Raw genomic sequence first — 17,451 nt, 5'->3', positions numbered from 1 at the left:
AGGACTGCCGGGCGAGGACTGACGTAGCAATCCCGGATTATGGCCGGTCTAAACCCGCTTTTACCGCAGTGCCGAGGGTCGGAGCCAGTGGCAGTCTGCTGTTAAGTGTCAGCTGCCAGGCGTGATATAAATCCGGTTTACCCGACCAGACCACCGACGATGGTTTATTGTCTGAATCCAGTTCGTGCCACCAGCTGCCATTCTGTGTATCAATCAGAAAGTTTGCGATGTAATCCCACAGGGTTCTGTACCAATGCTCATAGGTGGCATCGCCGGTACGTTTTAGCAGGCTGGCTGCGGTGGAACAACTTTCAGCCACCGTCCAGTGCAGCCGGTTAGCCGTGACCGGTTTTTTCTGCCAGTCATGGGTGTAAATGATGCCCGGCTCCCCGTCAGCACACCAGCCGTAGCGGATCCCTGCGTCAAACAGCCCTCTGGCATCGGTCAGCAGCCAGTCGGGGGTGGTTTCATGGTGGCGCAGTAGTGCCGCCTCAAGGTGCAGCAACAGGCGAGCCCATTCACAGGCATGGCCGGGAGTGACCCCGTAAGGGCGGAAATCGTCGGCAGGTTTATCCTGGTTGTAGTCATGCCACTCCTGCCATTGCGCGGTAAAATGTTCTGCCAGCAGATAATCATTGGACCGTGCATGCTGGTGGATAATTTTTGTGACAATCGACAGGGCCCGCTGACGCCATTTGCTGTCGCCGGTAACATCGGCCAGCTGCACAAACATCTCGGTAGCATGCATATTACTGTTACCGCCCCGGTAGGCTTCAGGATCCTGCCACTGCCGGTTAAAACTCTCTTTCAGGCAGCCTTCCTCATCAGACCAGAAACGGTTTTCTATAATATCCGTGGCTTCAGCCAGTAATTTATCGGCGCCTTCAATGTCAGCCAGCGTCGCGCTCAACGCGGCGAGAGTCACAAACACATGCAGATACGCCTGTTTGCGGCCATCGGGTGTCTGCTGCGGAATTCCTGCCAGCCAGCCACCGTATTCGGCATCGCGCAGTTTGCCGAGCAGTGCGCGGATACCCCAGCGGGCCAGTGCGCCTGCCCCGGGCTCCCCCTGTATGCTGGCAATGGCAAAGCAGTGGGTCATCCGTGCCGTCAGCATCGTGTCCGGCTGGCTGTCGTCAGCCAGCTTTCCCTGGTTATCCAGTGCGGCAAAACCGGCATCCGGATGGCGTGCCTGCCGGTAAAAAGACATTAAGCGGCGGCTTTCTTTTTCCAGCCAGTCATGGTGATAAGGTTTATTCAGCCAGCTGTCGGTCAGATGTTTAAATAACATGGTTTACTCCGTTATCAGGGCACCCTGCATCCGCAGGGTCTGCGGCCGCAAGTGATAAAAAGAATCAGGGGCTGCCGGACAGTGTCCGGCAGAAGAAGGCAGAGTTTAGCCGCCGACCATGGTGCCACCGTTAGGGTGCAGTACCTGGCCGCTGATAAATGAAGAGTCCTGGCTTGCCAGGAAGACGTAAACCGGCCCGAGTTCAGAAGGCTGACCGGCACGGCCCATTGGTGTTTCGTGGCCAAAATCTTCCAGCCACTGGGGATTGTAGTGGCCTAAAGTGGCAGGCTGAAGTGGTGTCCATACCGGACCGGGGGCCACGGCATTCACACGGATACCTTTGCTGACAATCTGGTTTGACAGCGCGCGGGTGAAACTGACGATTGCGCCCTTGGTGGCCGTATAATCCAGCAGAATTTCCGGGCCGATATAGGCATTCACCGAGGTGGTATTGATGATAGCGTCGTTTGCTTTCATATGAGGCAGTGCTGCTTTTGTCAGGAAGAATACAGAGTGAATATTCACATCGAAGGTATTCAGCCATTGTTCATCACTGAGCGTCGTCAGGTCTTCGTTCGGATACTGGGTGCCGGCATTATTGACCAGGATATTCAACTGACCAAACTCACTCACGACCCGGGAAATCAGCTGACGGCAATGATCGGCACTACGCAGATCGACCGGATAAATAACACATTTACGGCCTTCCTGCTCTGCCAGTTGCTGTGCCACTTTTGCATCCTGCGCTTCCTCTTCACTGTCGGGCAGATAAGTCAGGGCAATATCTGCGCCTTCACGGGCAAAATGCTGGACCACGGAGCGGCCGATTCCACTGTCACCTCCGGTAACCAGTGCAACTTTTCCTGCCAGTTTATGACTCCCCTGATAATCCTCACGGATAAATGTCGCCGCAGGTTTGAGTTTTTCATCGCTGCCGGGCAGGGTTTGTGACTGTGCATGAATTGTTGTTTTCTGAACCATATTTCCTCCGTTTGAGTTCATCAAACGGGTAAACAACACACTGACTTCGTCCACTCCAGCGAATTTGTTTACCCGTCGCAGGTAACTATCAGAATAATTTAAGTATAGAAATCGACAGCCGGTTGTCGAATCAGCGGCGGTAAGTTACCCGTTGTCTGATGCGGAATGGCTGAGCTGGCCGGTTGTTGGAGGGAGTTTGAAATTATGTTTCAGGATGTTAATTTCGGTGCTGTCCGGGCACAGCGTATGGTCAAACTAACCTGACATTAGCGGTCTGCTGTCGCGGAGACAGGGGAAGATTCTTCACCTGACGGACCTTCCGGATGATCATTTTCTTTCAGGGTAAATAGAATCAACGTTATTCGCAGCAAAGATTTTCACGGCAATAAGGCATGGGAGGCGTTACCGGTCACGATATTCGGGGAAACCGGCGTCAACCCCCACTCGACTGATGAAGCCTGTCAATGGCATATCAATGACGGACAGGAGGTGTTTGCGGTGATGGACGGTATCGTCGATATACACTACAAACGGGACAGACAAAAGAAGGTCATCACCCTGTATGCCGGAGATATCTTTTACGCCAGTGAAGGCACTGAACATGTCGCTTACCCGCAGGGGATAAGTCGTATCTTAGTGACTGAGAAACAGCACTCTATTTAACATAAGCCTTTCTTTGTGCGGATTTCCGGCTGCACATCTGCCGGTCAAAGGGTATACTACGACCCACTTTTTTTATCCGGCCAAATAGCGTGCGAACTCAACATGCAAAAGTTTGATACCAAGACCTTTCAGGGCCTGATCCTGACCTTGCAGGATTACTGGGCGCAACAGGGCTGTACGATTGTTCAGCCACTGGACATGGAAGTAGGTGCAGGCACCTCCCATCCGATGACCTGTCTGCGTGCGCTGGGGCCAGAGCCCGTAGCCAGCGCGTATGTGCAGCCTTCGCGCCGTCCTACCGATGGACGTTATGGCGAAAACCCTAACCGTTTGCAGCATTACTATCAGTTCCAGGTAATGATTAAACCATCGCCGGAGAATATGCAGGAACTGTATCTTGGCTCATTAGAAGCCTTAGGTATTGATCCGCACATCCACGATATCCGTTTTGTTGAAGATAACTGGGAAAACCCGACGCTGGGGGCCTGGGGTCTTGGCTGGGAAGTCTGGCTGAACGGAATGGAAGTCACACAGTTTACCTACTTCCAGCAGGTGGGCGGCATAGAATGTAAGCCAGTGACCGGTGAGATTACCTATGGCCTTGAGCGCCTGGCGATGTATATCCAGGGCGTCGACAGTATTTATGATCTGGTCTGGAGTGATGGCCAGTTCGGTACCACCACATATGGAGATGTGTTCCACCAGAACGAAGTGGAACAATCGACGTATAACTTCGAATACGCGGATGTGCCGTTTTTGTTCAGTTGTTTTGAACAGTACGAGAAAGAAGCGCAGACCTTGCTGGCACTGGAGAAACCACTGCCGCTGCCGGCCTACGAGCGTATTCTGAAAGCTGCCCACAGCTTTAACCTGCTGGATGCGCGTAAAGCTATCTCTGTCACCGAACGTCAGCGCTATATTCTGCGGATCCGTACCCTGACCAAAGCGGTGGCTGAAGCCTATTATGCTTCCCGTGAAGCCCTTGGCTTCCCGATGTGCAATAACAATAAGTAAGAGGCAGCGATGACAGAAAAAACCTTACTGGTGGAAATCGGCACCGAAGAGCTGCCACCGAAAGCATTACGTCAGCTGGCCGAATCTTTTGCCAGCCAGCTGACCAGTGAACTGGACAGCGCAGGGTTATCCCACGGCGCGGTAGAGTGGTTTGCGTCTCCCCGTCGTCTGGCAGTAAAAGTTGCCGCACTCAGTGCCGCCCAGGCCGATCGTGAAGTGGAGAAACGTGGCCCGGCGATCAGTGCGGCATTTGATGCGGAAGGCAAACCGACCAAAGCGGCTGAAGGCTGGGCGCGTGGTAATGGTATTACCGTCGATCAGGCCGGACGTCTGGCAACAGATAAAGGCGAATGGCTGGTTTACCGTGCTGCGGTGAAAGGCGAAACCGCCGCTGCCCTGTTACCGGGGATGGTGGCAGGGGTGCTGAGTAAGCTGCCGGTACCTAAACTGATGCGCTGGGCTGACAGTGATGTACAGTTTGTTCGTCCGGTACATACGGTTACCCTGTTACTGGGTGATGAAGTCATTCCGGCGACGATTCTCGGGATCAGCACTGATCGTATTATCCGTGGTCACCGCTTTATGGGTGAAGCTGAGTTCAGTATTGATCATGCGGATCAGTATCCGCAGATCCTGCTGGAACGGGGTAAAGTGATCGCCGACTATGATGCCCGTAAAGCCGCGATCAAAGCGGCCGCGGAAGCCGCAGCCGAAAAACTGGGCGGACAGGCTGACCTGAATGACAGCCTGCTGGAAGAGGTGACGTCTCTGGTGGAATGGCCAGTCGTGCTGACGGCGACCTTTGAAGAAAAATTCCTTGAAGTCCCGTCAGAAGCGCTGGTTTACACCATGAAAGGTGACCAGAAATACTTCCCGGTGTATAGCCCGCAGGGTAAATTACTGCCGAATTTTATTTTCGTGGCGAATATTGAGTCTGCTGATCCGCAGCAGATTATTTCCGGTAACGAAAAAGTGGTACGCCCGCGTCTGGCCGATGCAGAGTTTTTCTTTAACAGCGACCGTAAACAGCGGCTGGAAGATCAGCTGCCGCGTCTGGAGACGGTACTGTTCCAGAAGCAGCTTGGAACATTACGCGATAAGACCGATCGTATTCAGGTGCTGTCAGGCTGGATTGCCGAAAAAATGGGTGCCGATGTCAGCCATGCGACCCGCGCCGGACTGTTGTCAAAATGCGATTTGATGACCAACATGGTGTTTGAATTTACCGATACGCAGGGCGTGATGGGAATGCATTATGCCCGTCATGATGGCGAAGCCGAAGACGTTGCTGTGGCCCTGAATGAGCAGTATCAGCCACGTTTTTCCGGTGATCAGTTGCCGCAAAGTCCGGTGTCCTGTGCGCTGGCGATTGCAGATAAAATGGATACGCTGGCGGGTATTTTCGGTATCGGGCAGCATCCGAAAGGGGATAAAGACCCGTTTGCGCTGCGTCGTGCGGCACTGGGTGTACTGCGGATTATCGTCGGCAAAAACCTGCCACTGGATCTGCAAACCCTGACAGAAGAAGCGGTACGTCTGTACGGCGATAAACTGACAAATACCGCAGTGGTGGATGAGGTTATCGACTTTATGCTGGGTCGCTTCCGTAGCTGGTATCAGGAAGAAGGTCACAGTATTGATACTCTGCAGGCTGTACTGGCCCGTCGTCCGACGCGTCCCGCAGACTTCGATGCGCGCATGAAAGCAGTATCTCACTTCCGGACACTGGAGCAGTCGGCGGCACTGGCAGCGGCGAATAAACGTGTATCCAATATTCTGGCAAAATCGGATGTTCCGCTGAACGACAGTGTGCAGGCGTCGTTACTGAAAGAGAATGCTGAAATCACCCTCGCGACCTATGTCAGTGCGCTGAGCAGCAAACTGCAACCTTACTTCGCGGAAGGCCGTTATCAGGAAGCACTGATTGAACTGGCTGAACTGCGGGAAGCGGTTGATAATTTCTTCTCAGAAGTAATGGTGAATGCAGAAGAGACAGATATTCGAGTCAACCGTCTGACCTTGCTGGCGAAATTACGTGATCTGTTCCTGCAGGTTGCTGATATTTCTTTACTGCAATAACCGCGAAGATATGATCTGTTAAGCGAGCCAGTGGCTCGCTTTTTTGTTTTCAGGGCCCGGGTTTTCCCTGCCAGCTGCCGCAATGTGTTTAACACCGCTGTCTGTTTCTGTGCTAAAAACCATTAACAATATTTATATCATCAAAAAAATACACGGACCCGTGAGATGAAGACAGGCTCTGCAATTCCCGGCGAGGAGATGACGGTGGCTGCGGGGGTGACTTCCCGCCGCATCTGGACACGGCAGGCAGTACAGGCCGGTACAGTCACCGAAAGCAGCGAAGATTTTCTGGCCGAAGAAGTGCCGGTGGCGCTGGTGTATAACGGAATTTCTCATGTAGTGATGATGGCGACACCACAACATCTGGAAGCTTTTGCCCTGGGTTTCTCTTTGTCAGAAGGGATCATCAGCCAGGCTTCAGAAATCTATGGTATTGAAGTACAGCCTCTGTGTGCAGGTGTTGAGGTGCATATTGAACTTTCAGCGCGGCGTTTTATGGCCCTGAAGGCGCAACGCCGGGCAATGGCAGGCCGGACAGGGTGTGGTGTATGCGGAGTTGAGCAGTTACAGCAAATAGGCAAACCGGTCCCGCCACTGCCTTTTAGCTGGCGGTTTAATTTATCGGCGCTGGATAAAGGATTGTCACAGCTGGCAGATTTTCAGCCAGCTGGTCGTCAGACCGGTTGTACCCATGTGGCGGCCTGGATGGACGATACCGGCCAGCTGTTGCAGGGATATGAAGATGTCGGACGGCATGTGGCGCTGGATAAATTGCTGGGTGATCGTGCGCGTCAGCCCCGCCAGCAGGGCGCGGTGGTGGTTTCCAGCCGTGCCAGCTATGAAATGGTACAAAAAGCAGCGATCTGTGGTGTGGAAATTTTGTTTGCCGTATCGGCTGCGACCGCGCTGGCGGTCGATGTTGCAGAACGCTGTGGTGTGACCCTGGCAGGCTTCAGTAAACCCGGCCGTACCATTGTTTACAGCCATCCCCGGCGTCTGTATTAAGCGCTCAGCACCCTGCTAAACGCCTGAGTTAATGCCGGCCATGAACGGTCGCGGACGGCGGTACTGTCGGAAATCAGTAAACTGACGTCTGCCGGAGGTGCGTAGCAGTAGCGGCTGGTCAGCCCCAGTTTACTGTGGTCTGCCAGCAGAATAAGCTGTTTTGCCTGGCGTGCCATTGCTCCGGCAATGGCGGCTTCCGCCAGTGAAAAACTGCTGGCGCCGTTCACCGCATCCACACCGACCGGAGAAAGCAGGGCAACATCGGCCTGGTAGCGATGAATTTCACTGACGGTGGTACCACCGTGCGTTTGTTGTGTTCCTGCTGACATACTGCCACCCAGTAAAATCACTTCATGTTGCAGCTGACTGTCATTTTCGGTCGCAGTCAGTGCCAGTGCTGCCTGCAGGCTGTTAGTAATGATGGTAAGCCCTGACATCGTTCTCAGTTCCTGTGCCAGCAGGGTGGTGGTACTGCCGGAATCGAGAAACAGGGTTTGCCCGGCATTCAGCTGACTGACGGCACAACGCGCGATACTGCGTTTTTCTTTTTCCCGGGCAGCATAACGTACTGGCAACGGGGGTTCTGCCGGTGCATCAATAGCGACAATGCCGCCATGTACCCGCCGCGCAACGCCTTGTTCTTCCAGCGCAATAATATCCCGCCGTGCGGTTTCCCTGGAAACGCCGAGTTCATTAATAATGCGTTCAGTGCTGACCTGATGATGAGTACTGATTAATGAACGTATACGGTGTAATCGCGTTTCCTGCAGCATAGAGAAATCCTCAGTGAGATGTGCGGCGGATGATAACAGTTGTCTGAGTGTAGCGCAGCCGAGATACCCTGAATATGTATTTAGTTGCGTTTGTGTATTTTGTTGCATTTTTCTGAAAATAAGCGATGATGAAGTTACAGCGAATTTATTCACCGTCTTCCCCACTGATTATTGCGACAGGAGTAGTTATGGCCACGCGTTCTACCATCATGGATACCAACAGTTTTCGCGCAGAACATGCCGCAGAACTTGATGCAGATACCCGCACACTGACGGATAAACGCAGCAGAGTACTCGGAGATTCTTACCGTCTGTTTTATCGCAAGCCTGTGCATCTGGTGCGTGGTGAAGGCCAGTATCTGTGGGATGCGAACGGGGATAAATACCTGGATGTGTACAACAATGTGGCAAGTATTGGTCATTGCCACCCGGCAGTGATTGATGCGGTGACCCGGCAAATGAAACAGCTGAACACCCATACCCGCTATCTGCACGAAGGTATCCTGAATTACAGTGAGGCTTTGCTGGCGACGGCACCGGCAGAGATTAATAAGGCCATGTACATGTGTACCGGCTCGGAAGCCAATGATTTGGCGATCCGTGTTGCCCGCTCTTTTAGCGGCGGTACAGGGATTATCGTTACTAAAGAAGCCTATCACGGTACCAGTGAATTAACCTCCGGAGCATCGCCTGCGCTGGGCAGCGGTCAGCCGCTGGCAGCAACGACCCGACTGGTCTCACCGCCTGACGATTATCGGGTGAACGCTGCGGATTTAGGGGCATGGTTTGCGGCAGAAATTCAGGCGCAGATTGATGATATGGCAGCCCACGGCATTAAGTTTGCCGGCTTGCTGGCGGATTCAATTTTCTCTTCTGACGGTGTATTGCCTAATCCCCGTGGTTTTCTGCAACAGGCCGTCGATGTAGTTCATAAAAATGGCGGTATTTTTATTGCCGATGAAGTACAGCCGGGGTTTGCCCGTACCGGCGATGCGTTCTGGGGATTTGGCCGTCATGGTGTGGTACCGGATATCATTACCACCGGCAAACCGATGGGTAACGGCATCCCGGTGTCCGGACTGCTGGCAAAAAGTGATGTGCTGGCAGCCTTCAGTGATGAGATCCCTTATTTTAATACCTTCGGCGGTAACCCGGTGGCGATGGCGGCAGCGCAGGCAGTATTGCAGGTAATTGAGCAGGAAGGACTACAGGAACATAGCCGTATCGTCGGTGGCCAGCTGCTGGCTGAGTTGCGTAAACTGATGGATCGTCATGAATGTATCGGTGATGTACGCGGTGCCGGACTATTTATTGGTTTTGAACTGGTAGAAGACCGTCAGACGAAGACGCCGGATAAAACACTGGCGCTGAATCTTATCGAAAAATTACGTGAGAATCGTGTACTGACCTCGGTCGCCGGACCTTACGGTAATGTGCTGAAACTGCGCCCGCCACTGGCATTCCAGAGCGCTGATATTGACTGGCTGACAGGGGCCCTTGACCAGTCGCTGACTGAACTGGGGCGCTGACCAACGGGAGTGTTTTCTGAAACTGCTGAAATTGTGCTATTTCGGCAGTTTTTTTTTGTCTGAAAACAAATCGTTATCGCACACAATGTATTGATTCTCCTTTTCCCGATCAATTATTTAACTATAATGGAGATCGGTGCTTATGCAGTGCATCCCCCTGGTGCGCTGTCCTTACATTAGAATGGAGAGGTTGAACATGAGTTATTCACTGCCATCCCTGCCTTATGCTTATGATGCGCTTGAGCCGCACTTTGATAAGGAAACGATGGAAATCCATCACACTAAACATCACCAGGCTTATGTTAATAATGCCAACGCGGCGCTGGAAGGTACTGAGTTCGCTGCTCTGCCTGTTGAAGAACTGATCACCAAACTGGATCAGGTACCGGCTGAGAAAAAAACAGCTCTGCGTAACAATGCAGGTGGTCACGCCAACCACAGTCTGTTCTGGAAAGGCCTGAAAACCGGTACTACCCTGCAGGGCGATCTGAAAGCGGCTATCGAAAAAGATTTCGGCAGCGTTGAAAAATTCAAAGAAGAATTCGAAAAAGCGGCCGCGACCCGTTTCGGTTCCGGCTGGGCATGGCTGGTGAAAAAGGGCGATAAGCTGGCGGTAGTTTCTACGGCTAACCAGGACAGCCCACTGATGGGTGAAGCGATTTCAGGTGCTTCCGGTTTCCCGATCATTGGTCTGGATGTCTGGGAACATGCGTATTACCTGAAATTCCAGAACAAACGTCCGGACTATATCAAAGCATTCTGGAACGTCGTTAACTGGGATGAAGCTGCAGCGCGTTTTGCTTCTGCAAAATAATGCTGTACTGGCTGACAACGTATTGATCAGCTACTGATACCGGCGGCCCTGGCTGCCGGTATTTTTTTGTATGCTGTTGTTATTTCTCCCTTCTTCGTGTGCTGTGGTGCGGTACTCCTCCCGGAGACTGTTTTTCACCGTGCTGCTAGTGGTTACCGAAAGTAAATCAGTCATCAACAAATAACATATTTTTCAATAGCGGGAGGCAACCTGCAGCTGATTGCTCTGTTGTTGAAACATCAGGATCTATGCTTTGCCAGAGAGATGATGAAAAACCGGGCTTTGTTATGTCGACCCTTGTGACTGATTCACTGAGAAAATCCAACACTTCACTGCTCTGGTCAGTAATCAGCAGCAGATACCACCCGGACAGGGCATGGCGCAGCAGGCCTTTTTGCCTGAAATTTATCTTACGTTGCTGCTGCTATCCGCGGATCAGTTACCGTTACCTGCGGGCACTGACCGGTCTGGATATGTTCCCTGGATTACTGGCACGTCAGGGATTGCTGCCGGCGAAAATCCATCGCCCGTATCTGAGCGCCGGGCTGGGCGTTCAGCAGCGGGCAGAGGCAATTGTCAGCCATTATCAGTTGCTGGCCGGCCTTGTTAACCCGCAGTTACAACAGATCCTCGGGCAGCCGACGGGCAGACCGTTACTGCAGTGGCACAGTTCTGAGGGACAGGCATTCACACTGAGCTGTGGCCCGGCCAGATTTGATCGTGAAGGCGAGGTGATGTTATGCCTGTCTTATCAGCAGCAGGTAGTTGCTACCATCACTTTTGCGCTGATCCGCCAGGCAGAAAAATCAGTGCTATTTATCGGCGGGTTGCAGGGGCCCGGGCCGGAAGTCCCGGCAGAAATCATTCGTCAGGCAACCCGTGCGGCTTACGGTATTTTTCCGAAAAGACTGCTGATGGATGTTATTTTCTGGCTGGCTGCCGCCGGAAATATTGATGCGATTCAGGCGGTCAGTGAAAACAGTCATGTCTTCCGCAGTCTGCGTTACCGTTATAGTAAACAGGATAAATTTTTTGCCAGTTACAGTGAGTTCTGGGAAAGCCTGGGAGGCAGGCCAAATCTCCGGGGTAACTATGATTTACCCTTACAGGTGATACGTAAACCGCTGGAAGAGGTTGTCAGTAAAAAACGGGCAGAATACCGGCGTCGTTATCAGTTACTGGCGCAGCTACAGCAGCAGTTTAACGACGCGCTGGGGATCACCGGCAAATAGTATTGCCTTGCGGTGAGGGGTCAGAAGGCTTTTTTGGCAAATCCGGTCACTTCTTTGAGGCCCATTTCCCGACCGAGGGCAGTCATCGGGTGAACAATAACTACTCCGCGGGCTGCTTTTTTCAGAGCCCCCAGATTGGCCTGCTCTTTTTTCGTAATCGCACGGCTGAAAGACAGTTTCTGCAGCTTCTGTGCTTCCTGGCTGAGTTTTTGTTCTCGCACGTTACGCAGACGGGCGATTTCTTCTTCCAGAGTGTGCTTTTCTTTCTGGAGCTCACCCAGTTTTTCCATATCACCGGCTTCGAGCAGTGGCTGGGATTTATGATTGATGGCATCCAGCTGATCGCTCAGACGCTTGATCTCGGCTTTTTCTTGTTCTTTCATTGTTGACTCCTGTTAAACAGCGGCAAGGATACACCAAAATATCGGCGGACTTAACTCTGTCCGTCGTTTGCTGTGGATCCCGGCGATAGCTTACCATGGCAGACCGTCAGGAAACCCCCTTTATGTAATCGCCGGTCGGGGGGAAGCGGTTTAATCTCAGAAGAAACTGAAAGGATAGTCTGCAAAGAAGCGGATTTCACTGCCACCGCTGTTGTAATCTGCCGCATTTGCTGACACCCGCAGGATAGAGTAACGCAGGTCCAGTGTCAGATCTTTTGCCACACCACTCTGAACCTTGTACTGGATCTGGTTATACAGTTCATGCTCATGACCGTTGCTGGTCTGGCTGGTTTTAATATTGTCGCCGCGAACATAAGCGATGTTATAACTCAGGCCGGGGATCCCCAGCTCGGAAAAATCGATCCCATAGGCGGCCTGCCAGGAACGTTCACCTTTTGCATCAAAGTCTGACCAGTAGGAGTTATCCAGCCAGATACTGTTCCCGCCGTCACCGACGCCGCCCTGGTCACGGTAACCAGCGTACTGATAGCCGGTACTGCCATTACTCTGCTGATATGCCAGCTTAAAAGTATGTATCCACCAGCTATAGTTAGCAGCCATGCTCCAGATGGTATTACTGCGGCCGGTATCCAGCTGACTGGCATATTTTTTTGTCAGACGTGAGTTATAGCCATTAAAGTTTAGTGCCAGCGACTGTTCGGCCGCCAGTGGTTGCTGATAACTGAGTCCCAGATACTGTTTGTTCAGGGTTTTTTCGACATTTGATGCATAGAATGATCCGCTAAACCGATCATTAAACTGGTAACTGGCACCGCCAAATGACAGGCTTTTCAGGCCGCTATTATGGCGATCGTCACTTTTACGTTGTTCATCGGTCAGGTAACCGGCATTAATATCCAGCCCGTGTATTTCTTTAGACGTGACCACCACCCCGGTAAAGGTTTCGTCCAGTAACCGTGAGTTATCGGCCGAAACGACCGGTAACTGCGGACGCTGTGTACCGTAGCTGATCACCGTATCGGAAATACGCATTTTGGCAGTTGCACCGAATTTTGCCAGTTCTGACTTTGCTTTCCCGTTATGTGCCTGTTTAAAGAAATCTATTCCGCCGTCGCCGCTTTTGCCGCGCCCGCCGTCCAGGCGTACCGCATACTGACCCATAGCATCGAATCCGAATCCAATCAGCCCGCGGGTGTAGCCTGACTGCCAGTCAGCGATCAGCCCCTGGCCCCATTCTGCACGGTTCTGAATACCCGGTACTTTATAATCCCGCTTCATATATGCATTACGCAGCAGAAGATTGAAATGGCTGTCGGCAATAAAACCCTTACTCTGTGACTGTTCACTTGCCAATGCCGGGATAGCGCTTAATATTCCGCAAAGAATAATTGGTAATTCTTTTTTCACTTTTATTATACCTTTGTATTTTATATATCTGTTTTACGCCCGGAGCTGTTTTATTATTCCGATAAGAAGAATAATTATTAATAAAGGATGGTAAATACCGGAGGGGGATTCTATTACTCTTACAACGTAAATAATAGCCATTTGTATACGGGGGAATAGAAATAACGGACAGTTTTAAATAAAATAAATCGCTTTTTCTGTTAAGTAAAAAATTAAATAAACAGTTAATGCTAATCTATGAATTATAAATAAAAATAATAAGTAATGAAAAACTTAATTATCTAGCCGGATCTGTATCCTTTTTCAGCGGCCGTTGAAAAATCCGCCCCGTAATGCGGTAAAAAATTACGGGGACGGAAAACATTACTGTACGTTGCTGATAGCAGCTTTCAGCTGGCCGAGCACCGGTGCTTCGCTGGCAATTTCACCGACCAGCGTATTGTACTGGTTTACCTGATCTTTGGATGCGAACTGGACATTATTATTGGCAAAGCTGACACTGTTGCTCTGGGCCTGCAGGAAATCACCGGTGGCAATAACAGAATGGCTCAGTGCCTGCAGTTGTGGCAGTAAAGGCAGTATGCTGTCTGCCGGCCGAGTCACCACTTTGCTATATGCCGCCTCATAAGTTTTTTGCAATTCTGGCGGTAATTTCAGCGAGGATTTACTGCTGTCGGCCAGATTACGGGCTGTCTGCACCTGTTGGGTGACAACATTAAGCGCACCTGCGGCCTGGCGCAGTGCATCCCGTTGTGACTGGTAATCGGCAGGAATTTTGATTGCTGACAATTCGTCGGTGACCGGACGGATACCGTCATTAACGACTTTATTCAGTTGTTGTGAGAAACCATACAGAATTGCATAGTCACCGGCAAAATTGCCGAAGTTTTTTTTCTGACTCTCGCTCAGGGTGGGTAACTGTGAACCGCTACGCATAACGGTATTCTGCAGGAAATCACTGAATGCCTGACTTTGCTCAGCTTGTTTATCACCACATCCTGTCAGCTGGGAAATCATAAGGAATGTTGCCAGCAGCAATCCAGACTGCTTTGTTAAACGGAAAATGCCTGATGCCATAAGGGGCTAGCTCCTGATATTTGACAACGTGTTTGACCACCAGAAAGATCACAGGATAGAGCAAAGCGGGGTTTCCGCCAATCATCTTTCTGCAGCCTGTGGTTATCCGGAAAAAGGGCGATATTTTTTTGCCTGCTGCCGAAACCAGCTGGCGGATATATTGTAAGGGTGTCTGGATAACCTATTGATATTAAACTTTATTTGCAACTCTGCTTGTGCGCGGAGTTGCGGGTTACCTTCACACAACAAACCGATTTGTATCTGTTTTTCGACCAGGTAGATGGCAGCAAAAACCGGATCGTTATCTACAATATCTTTTGTATTATCAATGATATCGGCAAGTTTAATGGTTTGTGCTTCTGCTGAGGCCCTGACAGTGTGTTGCAGACAACAGGTAATGCGTTGCTGACGGGTACCAGACTCAGCCATATCAGGATTAGTCAGCATATGCACTATGACTGCAATTCGGTGACCAAACAGGCGCTGTAATTGTGCAAAAGTGGCCGGGGTATCTTCTAAAGTATCATGCAGCCAGGCGGCGGCGAGCAGAGTTTCATCGGCGCCTGTTGTACGGACCAGCTCAGCTACTGCCTGAGGATGCACAATATAGGGAGCATTACTGTATTTACGCCGTTGTCCTGACTGATAATGCATATGCCGGGCAAAGCGTTTTGCTTTTTCTTCCAGTGAATAATACATATGCCCTCCGTATGCAGGATATTTATTTTCTGATAATAGAATGCTGGCCTGGATACAGGCAAGGCAATATATTTTGTTTTTAAACAATAATTACTTTTTATAAATAATTCGGATTTTTAATTATTTTCCGGAAAATTCCGTATATTTCATTTTATTTTAAATTGTGTCGAACTTATAGAGTGGTTCAGACTCTGAGAATAGATAATCTTGTATCATCCGGAGTTCCAGGGTTTATTAATGAATAAAATCAAGCTGTTAACACAAAGTCAGTTATCATGGATTCTGGCCTTGTATATTGGTGTTTTTTTAAACTGGTCTGTGTTTGAACGCAGATTTCAGGGATTGTGGGCAGGCGGAGATGTACTGAAGTGGTCATCGGCGGTGGCTGAAGTTGTGGCAGCTATACTGGCCTGTTTTATCGTATTTCGTTTTGTTTCGCTGGGCGGGAAAATATTTTTCCGGCTGATGGCATCAGTGATAGTCGTGATTTCTGTTTCGGCCGGCTACTACATGGTGGTTTTTAATGTTGTTATTGGTTACGGGATTGTAGCCTCAGTACTGACGACGGATACCGATCTCTCTAAAGAAGTGGTCGGTCATTATTTTTATCTGTGGATGGTGCTGGTCAGTGTGTTACCCCTGTTCCTGATTTGGCGCAGCCAGCTGACGGAGTCGCTGTTATCACAACTGACGACCCGCGGACAGCGTGTAAGGGCACTGACCGGTTTAGTGGTATGTATTGCTCTGGTCTGGTTGCCCCTGCGTGTTCTGGATAAACAGTATAAACACCGTGAGCTGGAAACGAATATTGATTTACCCAGTTATGGCGGCATGGTGGCGCACTCTTATCTGCCGGTCAACTGGCTCACGGCAACAGGGTTATTTGGCTGGGCACAGCTGGATACAAAGCTGACAGGGGATAAATTATTCTCTCCGGCCAGCCATTTTACCTATGTTGCACCACAAGGTATTGATGATACTTATGTGGTGTTTGTGATTGGTGAAACGACCCGCTGGGATCATATGGGGATTCTGGGATATCCGCGGGACACAACACCGTTACTGGCAAAAGAAAAAAATCTGGTGGCTTTTAAAGGGCATTCCTGTGATACGGCAACTAAGCTTTCTTTGCGCTGTATGTTTGTCCGCGAGGGGGGAGCCGGTGAGGATCCGGGACGGACATTAAAAGAGCAAAACGTATTTGCAGTACTGAAAGCGCTGGGATTCAGTTCCGGACTGTATGCAATGCAGAGTGAAATCTGGTTTTATCGTCTGACTGATGTCAGCAATATGGCATTTCGTGAACAGATTGGTTCAGAGCCGCAGAATAATGGTAAACCGGTCGATGATTCACTGTTGATTCCGAAACTACAGCAATCTTTGCAGCGGCATCCGCAGGGTAAGCATTTAGTGATATTGCATACTAAAGGTTCCCATTATTTATATTCCCAGCGTTATCCGCGCAGCTTCGCATTTTTTACCCCGGAATGTATTGGTGTGGATGATTTTTGTTCGAAAGACCAGCTGATTAATTCATTTGATAATTCAGTCCGTTATGTCGACTATATGCTGGATACTGTCTTTGACCAGTTGAGAGATAAAAAAGCGATTGTGTTTTATGTCGCGGATCATGGTGAATCGATCAGCAGTAACACCCATTTTCACGGTACGCCGCGAGAGATGGCACCGGCGGAACAATTCCGCGTCCCGATGCTGGTGTGGGCTTCAGATAAATACCTGGCAGATGATGCTAACCGGCAGCGTTTCAGTATTCTGCAACAGCAGGCTAAAGCCGGTGTGACCCATTATCATCGTGAGCTGTATGATTCACTATTAGGCTGCCTGGGATATACTTCGCCGGATGGTGGTATCAGGCCTGAAAATAACTGGTGTCAGAATCCTGTTGATGAAAAAGCAGTCAGGTAATGCGGCCCCGAAGCGAAAAATAATCTGTCGCTGGCTGCTCCGGATGCTTTTTGGTCAGTCAGCGGCTGATTTTCGAAAAAGCGGTTGACGCCTTCGGGGGGGCGCAGTAATATTCGCCCCCATCGGCGAGTAGCGCAGCTTGGTAGCGCAACTGGTTTGGGACCAGTGGGTCGGAGGTTCGAATCCTCTCTCGCCGACCATTTTCAAAGAAACCCGCTTTTAGCGGGTTTTTTTACGTCTGTAGTAAAAGAGGATGAGAACCTTCGGGTGAGGAAAGACCAGAGGGCGCTGGTCTTTGGATCTGCGCCTGGTGTGTAGCCTTTTACCTCCGGATTACGGTTCCCGGCATAAGCGTCCGGCTCTGAGCATCTTCCTTTATCAGACACCTTTATCGCTGAAACAGTTTTGCTGCAGTCAGCGTTATCGATAGCCAGTGCTAATCCACCCGCCTTCGGGCATAAACGTCCGGCCCTGTGCATTTTCCTTCCGCCATCAGTGGCGGAGTTTCAGCAGCCGCACTGCGGCGGACGGGTTAAGGCCCGGGGGCGCGGGCCTTA

The 17,451-nt window shown here is 50.7% G+C and carries 15 protein-coding genes and 1 tRNA gene; 9 read left to right on the top strand and 7 right to left on the bottom strand.

Features of this window, described 5'->3' with window-relative positions; all coding sequences use genetic code 11:
• Positions 1-37 precede the first annotated feature (37 nt).
• On the bottom strand, positions 38-1,291 hold the full coding sequence (locus tag JK198_RS10330; RefSeq protein WP_212708171.1) for an AGE family epimerase/isomerase: 1,254 nt from the start codon (positions 1,289-1,291) through the stop codon (positions 38-40).
• Between the two features lie 105 nt (positions 1,292-1,396).
• Entirely contained in the window at positions 1,397-2,272 is an 876-nt protein-coding gene (locus JK198_RS10325) for an SDR family oxidoreductase (protein WP_212710491.1), read from the bottom strand.
• 351 nt (positions 2,273-2,623) lie between these two features.
• On the opposite strand from JK198_RS10325, the gene JK198_RS10320 reads away from it, so the two are divergent.
• The 4 genes from JK198_RS10320 (at position 2,624) to fdhD (ending at position 7,033) form a co-directional block, all read left to right on the top strand.
• Positions 2,624-2,935: a cupin gene (locus JK198_RS10320; protein WP_212708231.1), complete on the top strand. Its 312-nt coding sequence runs from the start codon at positions 2,624-2,626 to the stop codon at positions 2,933-2,935.
• 102 nt (positions 2,936-3,037) lie between these two features.
• Complete coding sequence (gene glyQ, locus JK198_RS10315; protein ID WP_212708173.1) at positions 3,038-3,949, top strand: glycine--tRNA ligase subunit alpha; 912 nt, start codon at positions 3,038-3,040, stop codon at positions 3,947-3,949.
• A gap of 9 nt (positions 3,950-3,958) precedes the next feature.
• On the top strand, positions 3,959-6,028 hold the full coding sequence (glyS, locus tag JK198_RS10310) for a glycine--tRNA ligase subunit beta (protein WP_212708174.1): 2,070 nt from the start codon (positions 3,959-3,961) through the stop codon (positions 6,026-6,028).
• A gap of 165 nt (positions 6,029-6,193) precedes the next feature.
• Positions 6,194-7,033: a formate dehydrogenase accessory sulfurtransferase FdhD gene (gene fdhD / locus JK198_RS10305; protein WP_212710490.1), complete on the top strand. Its 840-nt coding sequence runs from the start codon at positions 6,194-6,196 to the stop codon at positions 7,031-7,033.
• Here the strand turns inward: fdhD and JK198_RS10300 are convergent.
• Positions 7,030-7,806: a DeoR/GlpR family DNA-binding transcription regulator gene (locus JK198_RS10300; protein ID WP_212710489.1), complete on the bottom strand. Its 777-nt coding sequence runs from the start codon at positions 7,804-7,806 to the stop codon at positions 7,030-7,032. The two genes, fdhD and JK198_RS10300, sit on opposite strands and share 4 nt — an antisense overlap.
• Positions 7,807-7,994: 188 nt before the next feature.
• On the opposite strand from JK198_RS10300, the gene JK198_RS10295 reads away from it, so the two are divergent.
• The 3 genes from JK198_RS10295 (at position 7,995) to JK198_RS10285 (ending at position 11,381) form a co-directional block, all read left to right on the top strand.
• Entirely contained in the window at positions 7,995-9,335 is a 1,341-nt protein-coding gene (locus JK198_RS10295; protein WP_212708177.1) for an aspartate aminotransferase family protein, read from the top strand.
• Between the two features lie 196 nt (positions 9,336-9,531).
• Positions 9,532-10,149, top strand: a complete 618-nt coding sequence (gene sodA, locus JK198_RS10290) for a superoxide dismutase [Mn] (protein ID WP_212708178.1) — start codon at positions 9,532-9,534, stop codon at positions 10,147-10,149.
• Positions 10,150-10,436: 287 nt separating this feature from the next.
• Positions 10,437-11,381, top strand: a complete 945-nt coding sequence (locus tag JK198_RS10285) for a VirK/YbjX family protein (protein ID WP_249213305.1) — start codon at positions 10,437-10,439, stop codon at positions 11,379-11,381.
• A gap of 20 nt (positions 11,382-11,401) precedes the next feature.
• Here JK198_RS10285 and JK198_RS10280 read toward each other — a convergent pair whose 3' ends face one another.
• The 4 genes from JK198_RS10280 to JK198_RS10265 form a co-directional block, all read right to left on the bottom strand.
• Positions 11,402-11,764 (bottom strand): YibL family ribosome-associated protein, encoded by a 363-nt coding sequence (locus JK198_RS10280; RefSeq protein WP_212708179.1) that lies wholly within the window; start codon positions 11,762-11,764, stop codon positions 11,402-11,404.
• Positions 11,765-11,920: 156 nt separating this feature from the next.
• On the bottom strand, positions 11,921-13,192 hold the full coding sequence (locus tag JK198_RS10275; RefSeq protein WP_212708180.1) for an OprD family outer membrane porin: 1,272 nt from the start codon (positions 13,190-13,192) through the stop codon (positions 11,921-11,923).
• Positions 13,193-13,555: 363 nt separating this feature from the next.
• Positions 13,556-14,269, bottom strand: coding sequence for a DUF3053 domain-containing protein (locus JK198_RS10270; protein WP_212708181.1), 714 nt, complete (start codon positions 14,267-14,269; stop codon positions 13,556-13,558).
• 102 nt (positions 14,270-14,371) lie between these two features.
• Positions 14,372-14,968, bottom strand: coding sequence for an HD domain-containing protein (locus tag JK198_RS10265; protein WP_212710488.1), 597 nt, complete (start codon positions 14,966-14,968; stop codon positions 14,372-14,374).
• Between the two features lie 237 nt (positions 14,969-15,205).
• Between JK198_RS10265 and eptB the strand changes: the two genes are divergently transcribed.
• Together eptB and JK198_RS10255 are read left to right on the top strand one after the other, a co-directional pair.
• Entirely contained in the window at positions 15,206-16,894 is a 1,689-nt protein-coding gene (eptB, locus tag JK198_RS10260; RefSeq protein WP_212708183.1) for a kdo(2)-lipid A phosphoethanolamine 7''-transferase, read from the top strand.
• A gap of 123 nt (positions 16,895-17,017) precedes the next feature.
• Positions 17,018-17,094 (top strand) — tRNA-Pro (locus tag JK198_RS10255).
• The last annotated feature ends 357 nt before the right edge of the window (positions 17,095-17,451 follow it).

This window comes from Tatumella sp. JGM91 (assembly GCF_018257575.1).
Classification (GTDB): Bacteria; Pseudomonadota; Gammaproteobacteria; order Enterobacterales; family Enterobacteriaceae; genus Tatumella; species Tatumella punctata.
The sequence above is the reverse complement of the archived record's forward strand: the minus strand, read 5'-3'. Positions and strand labels throughout refer to the sequence as shown.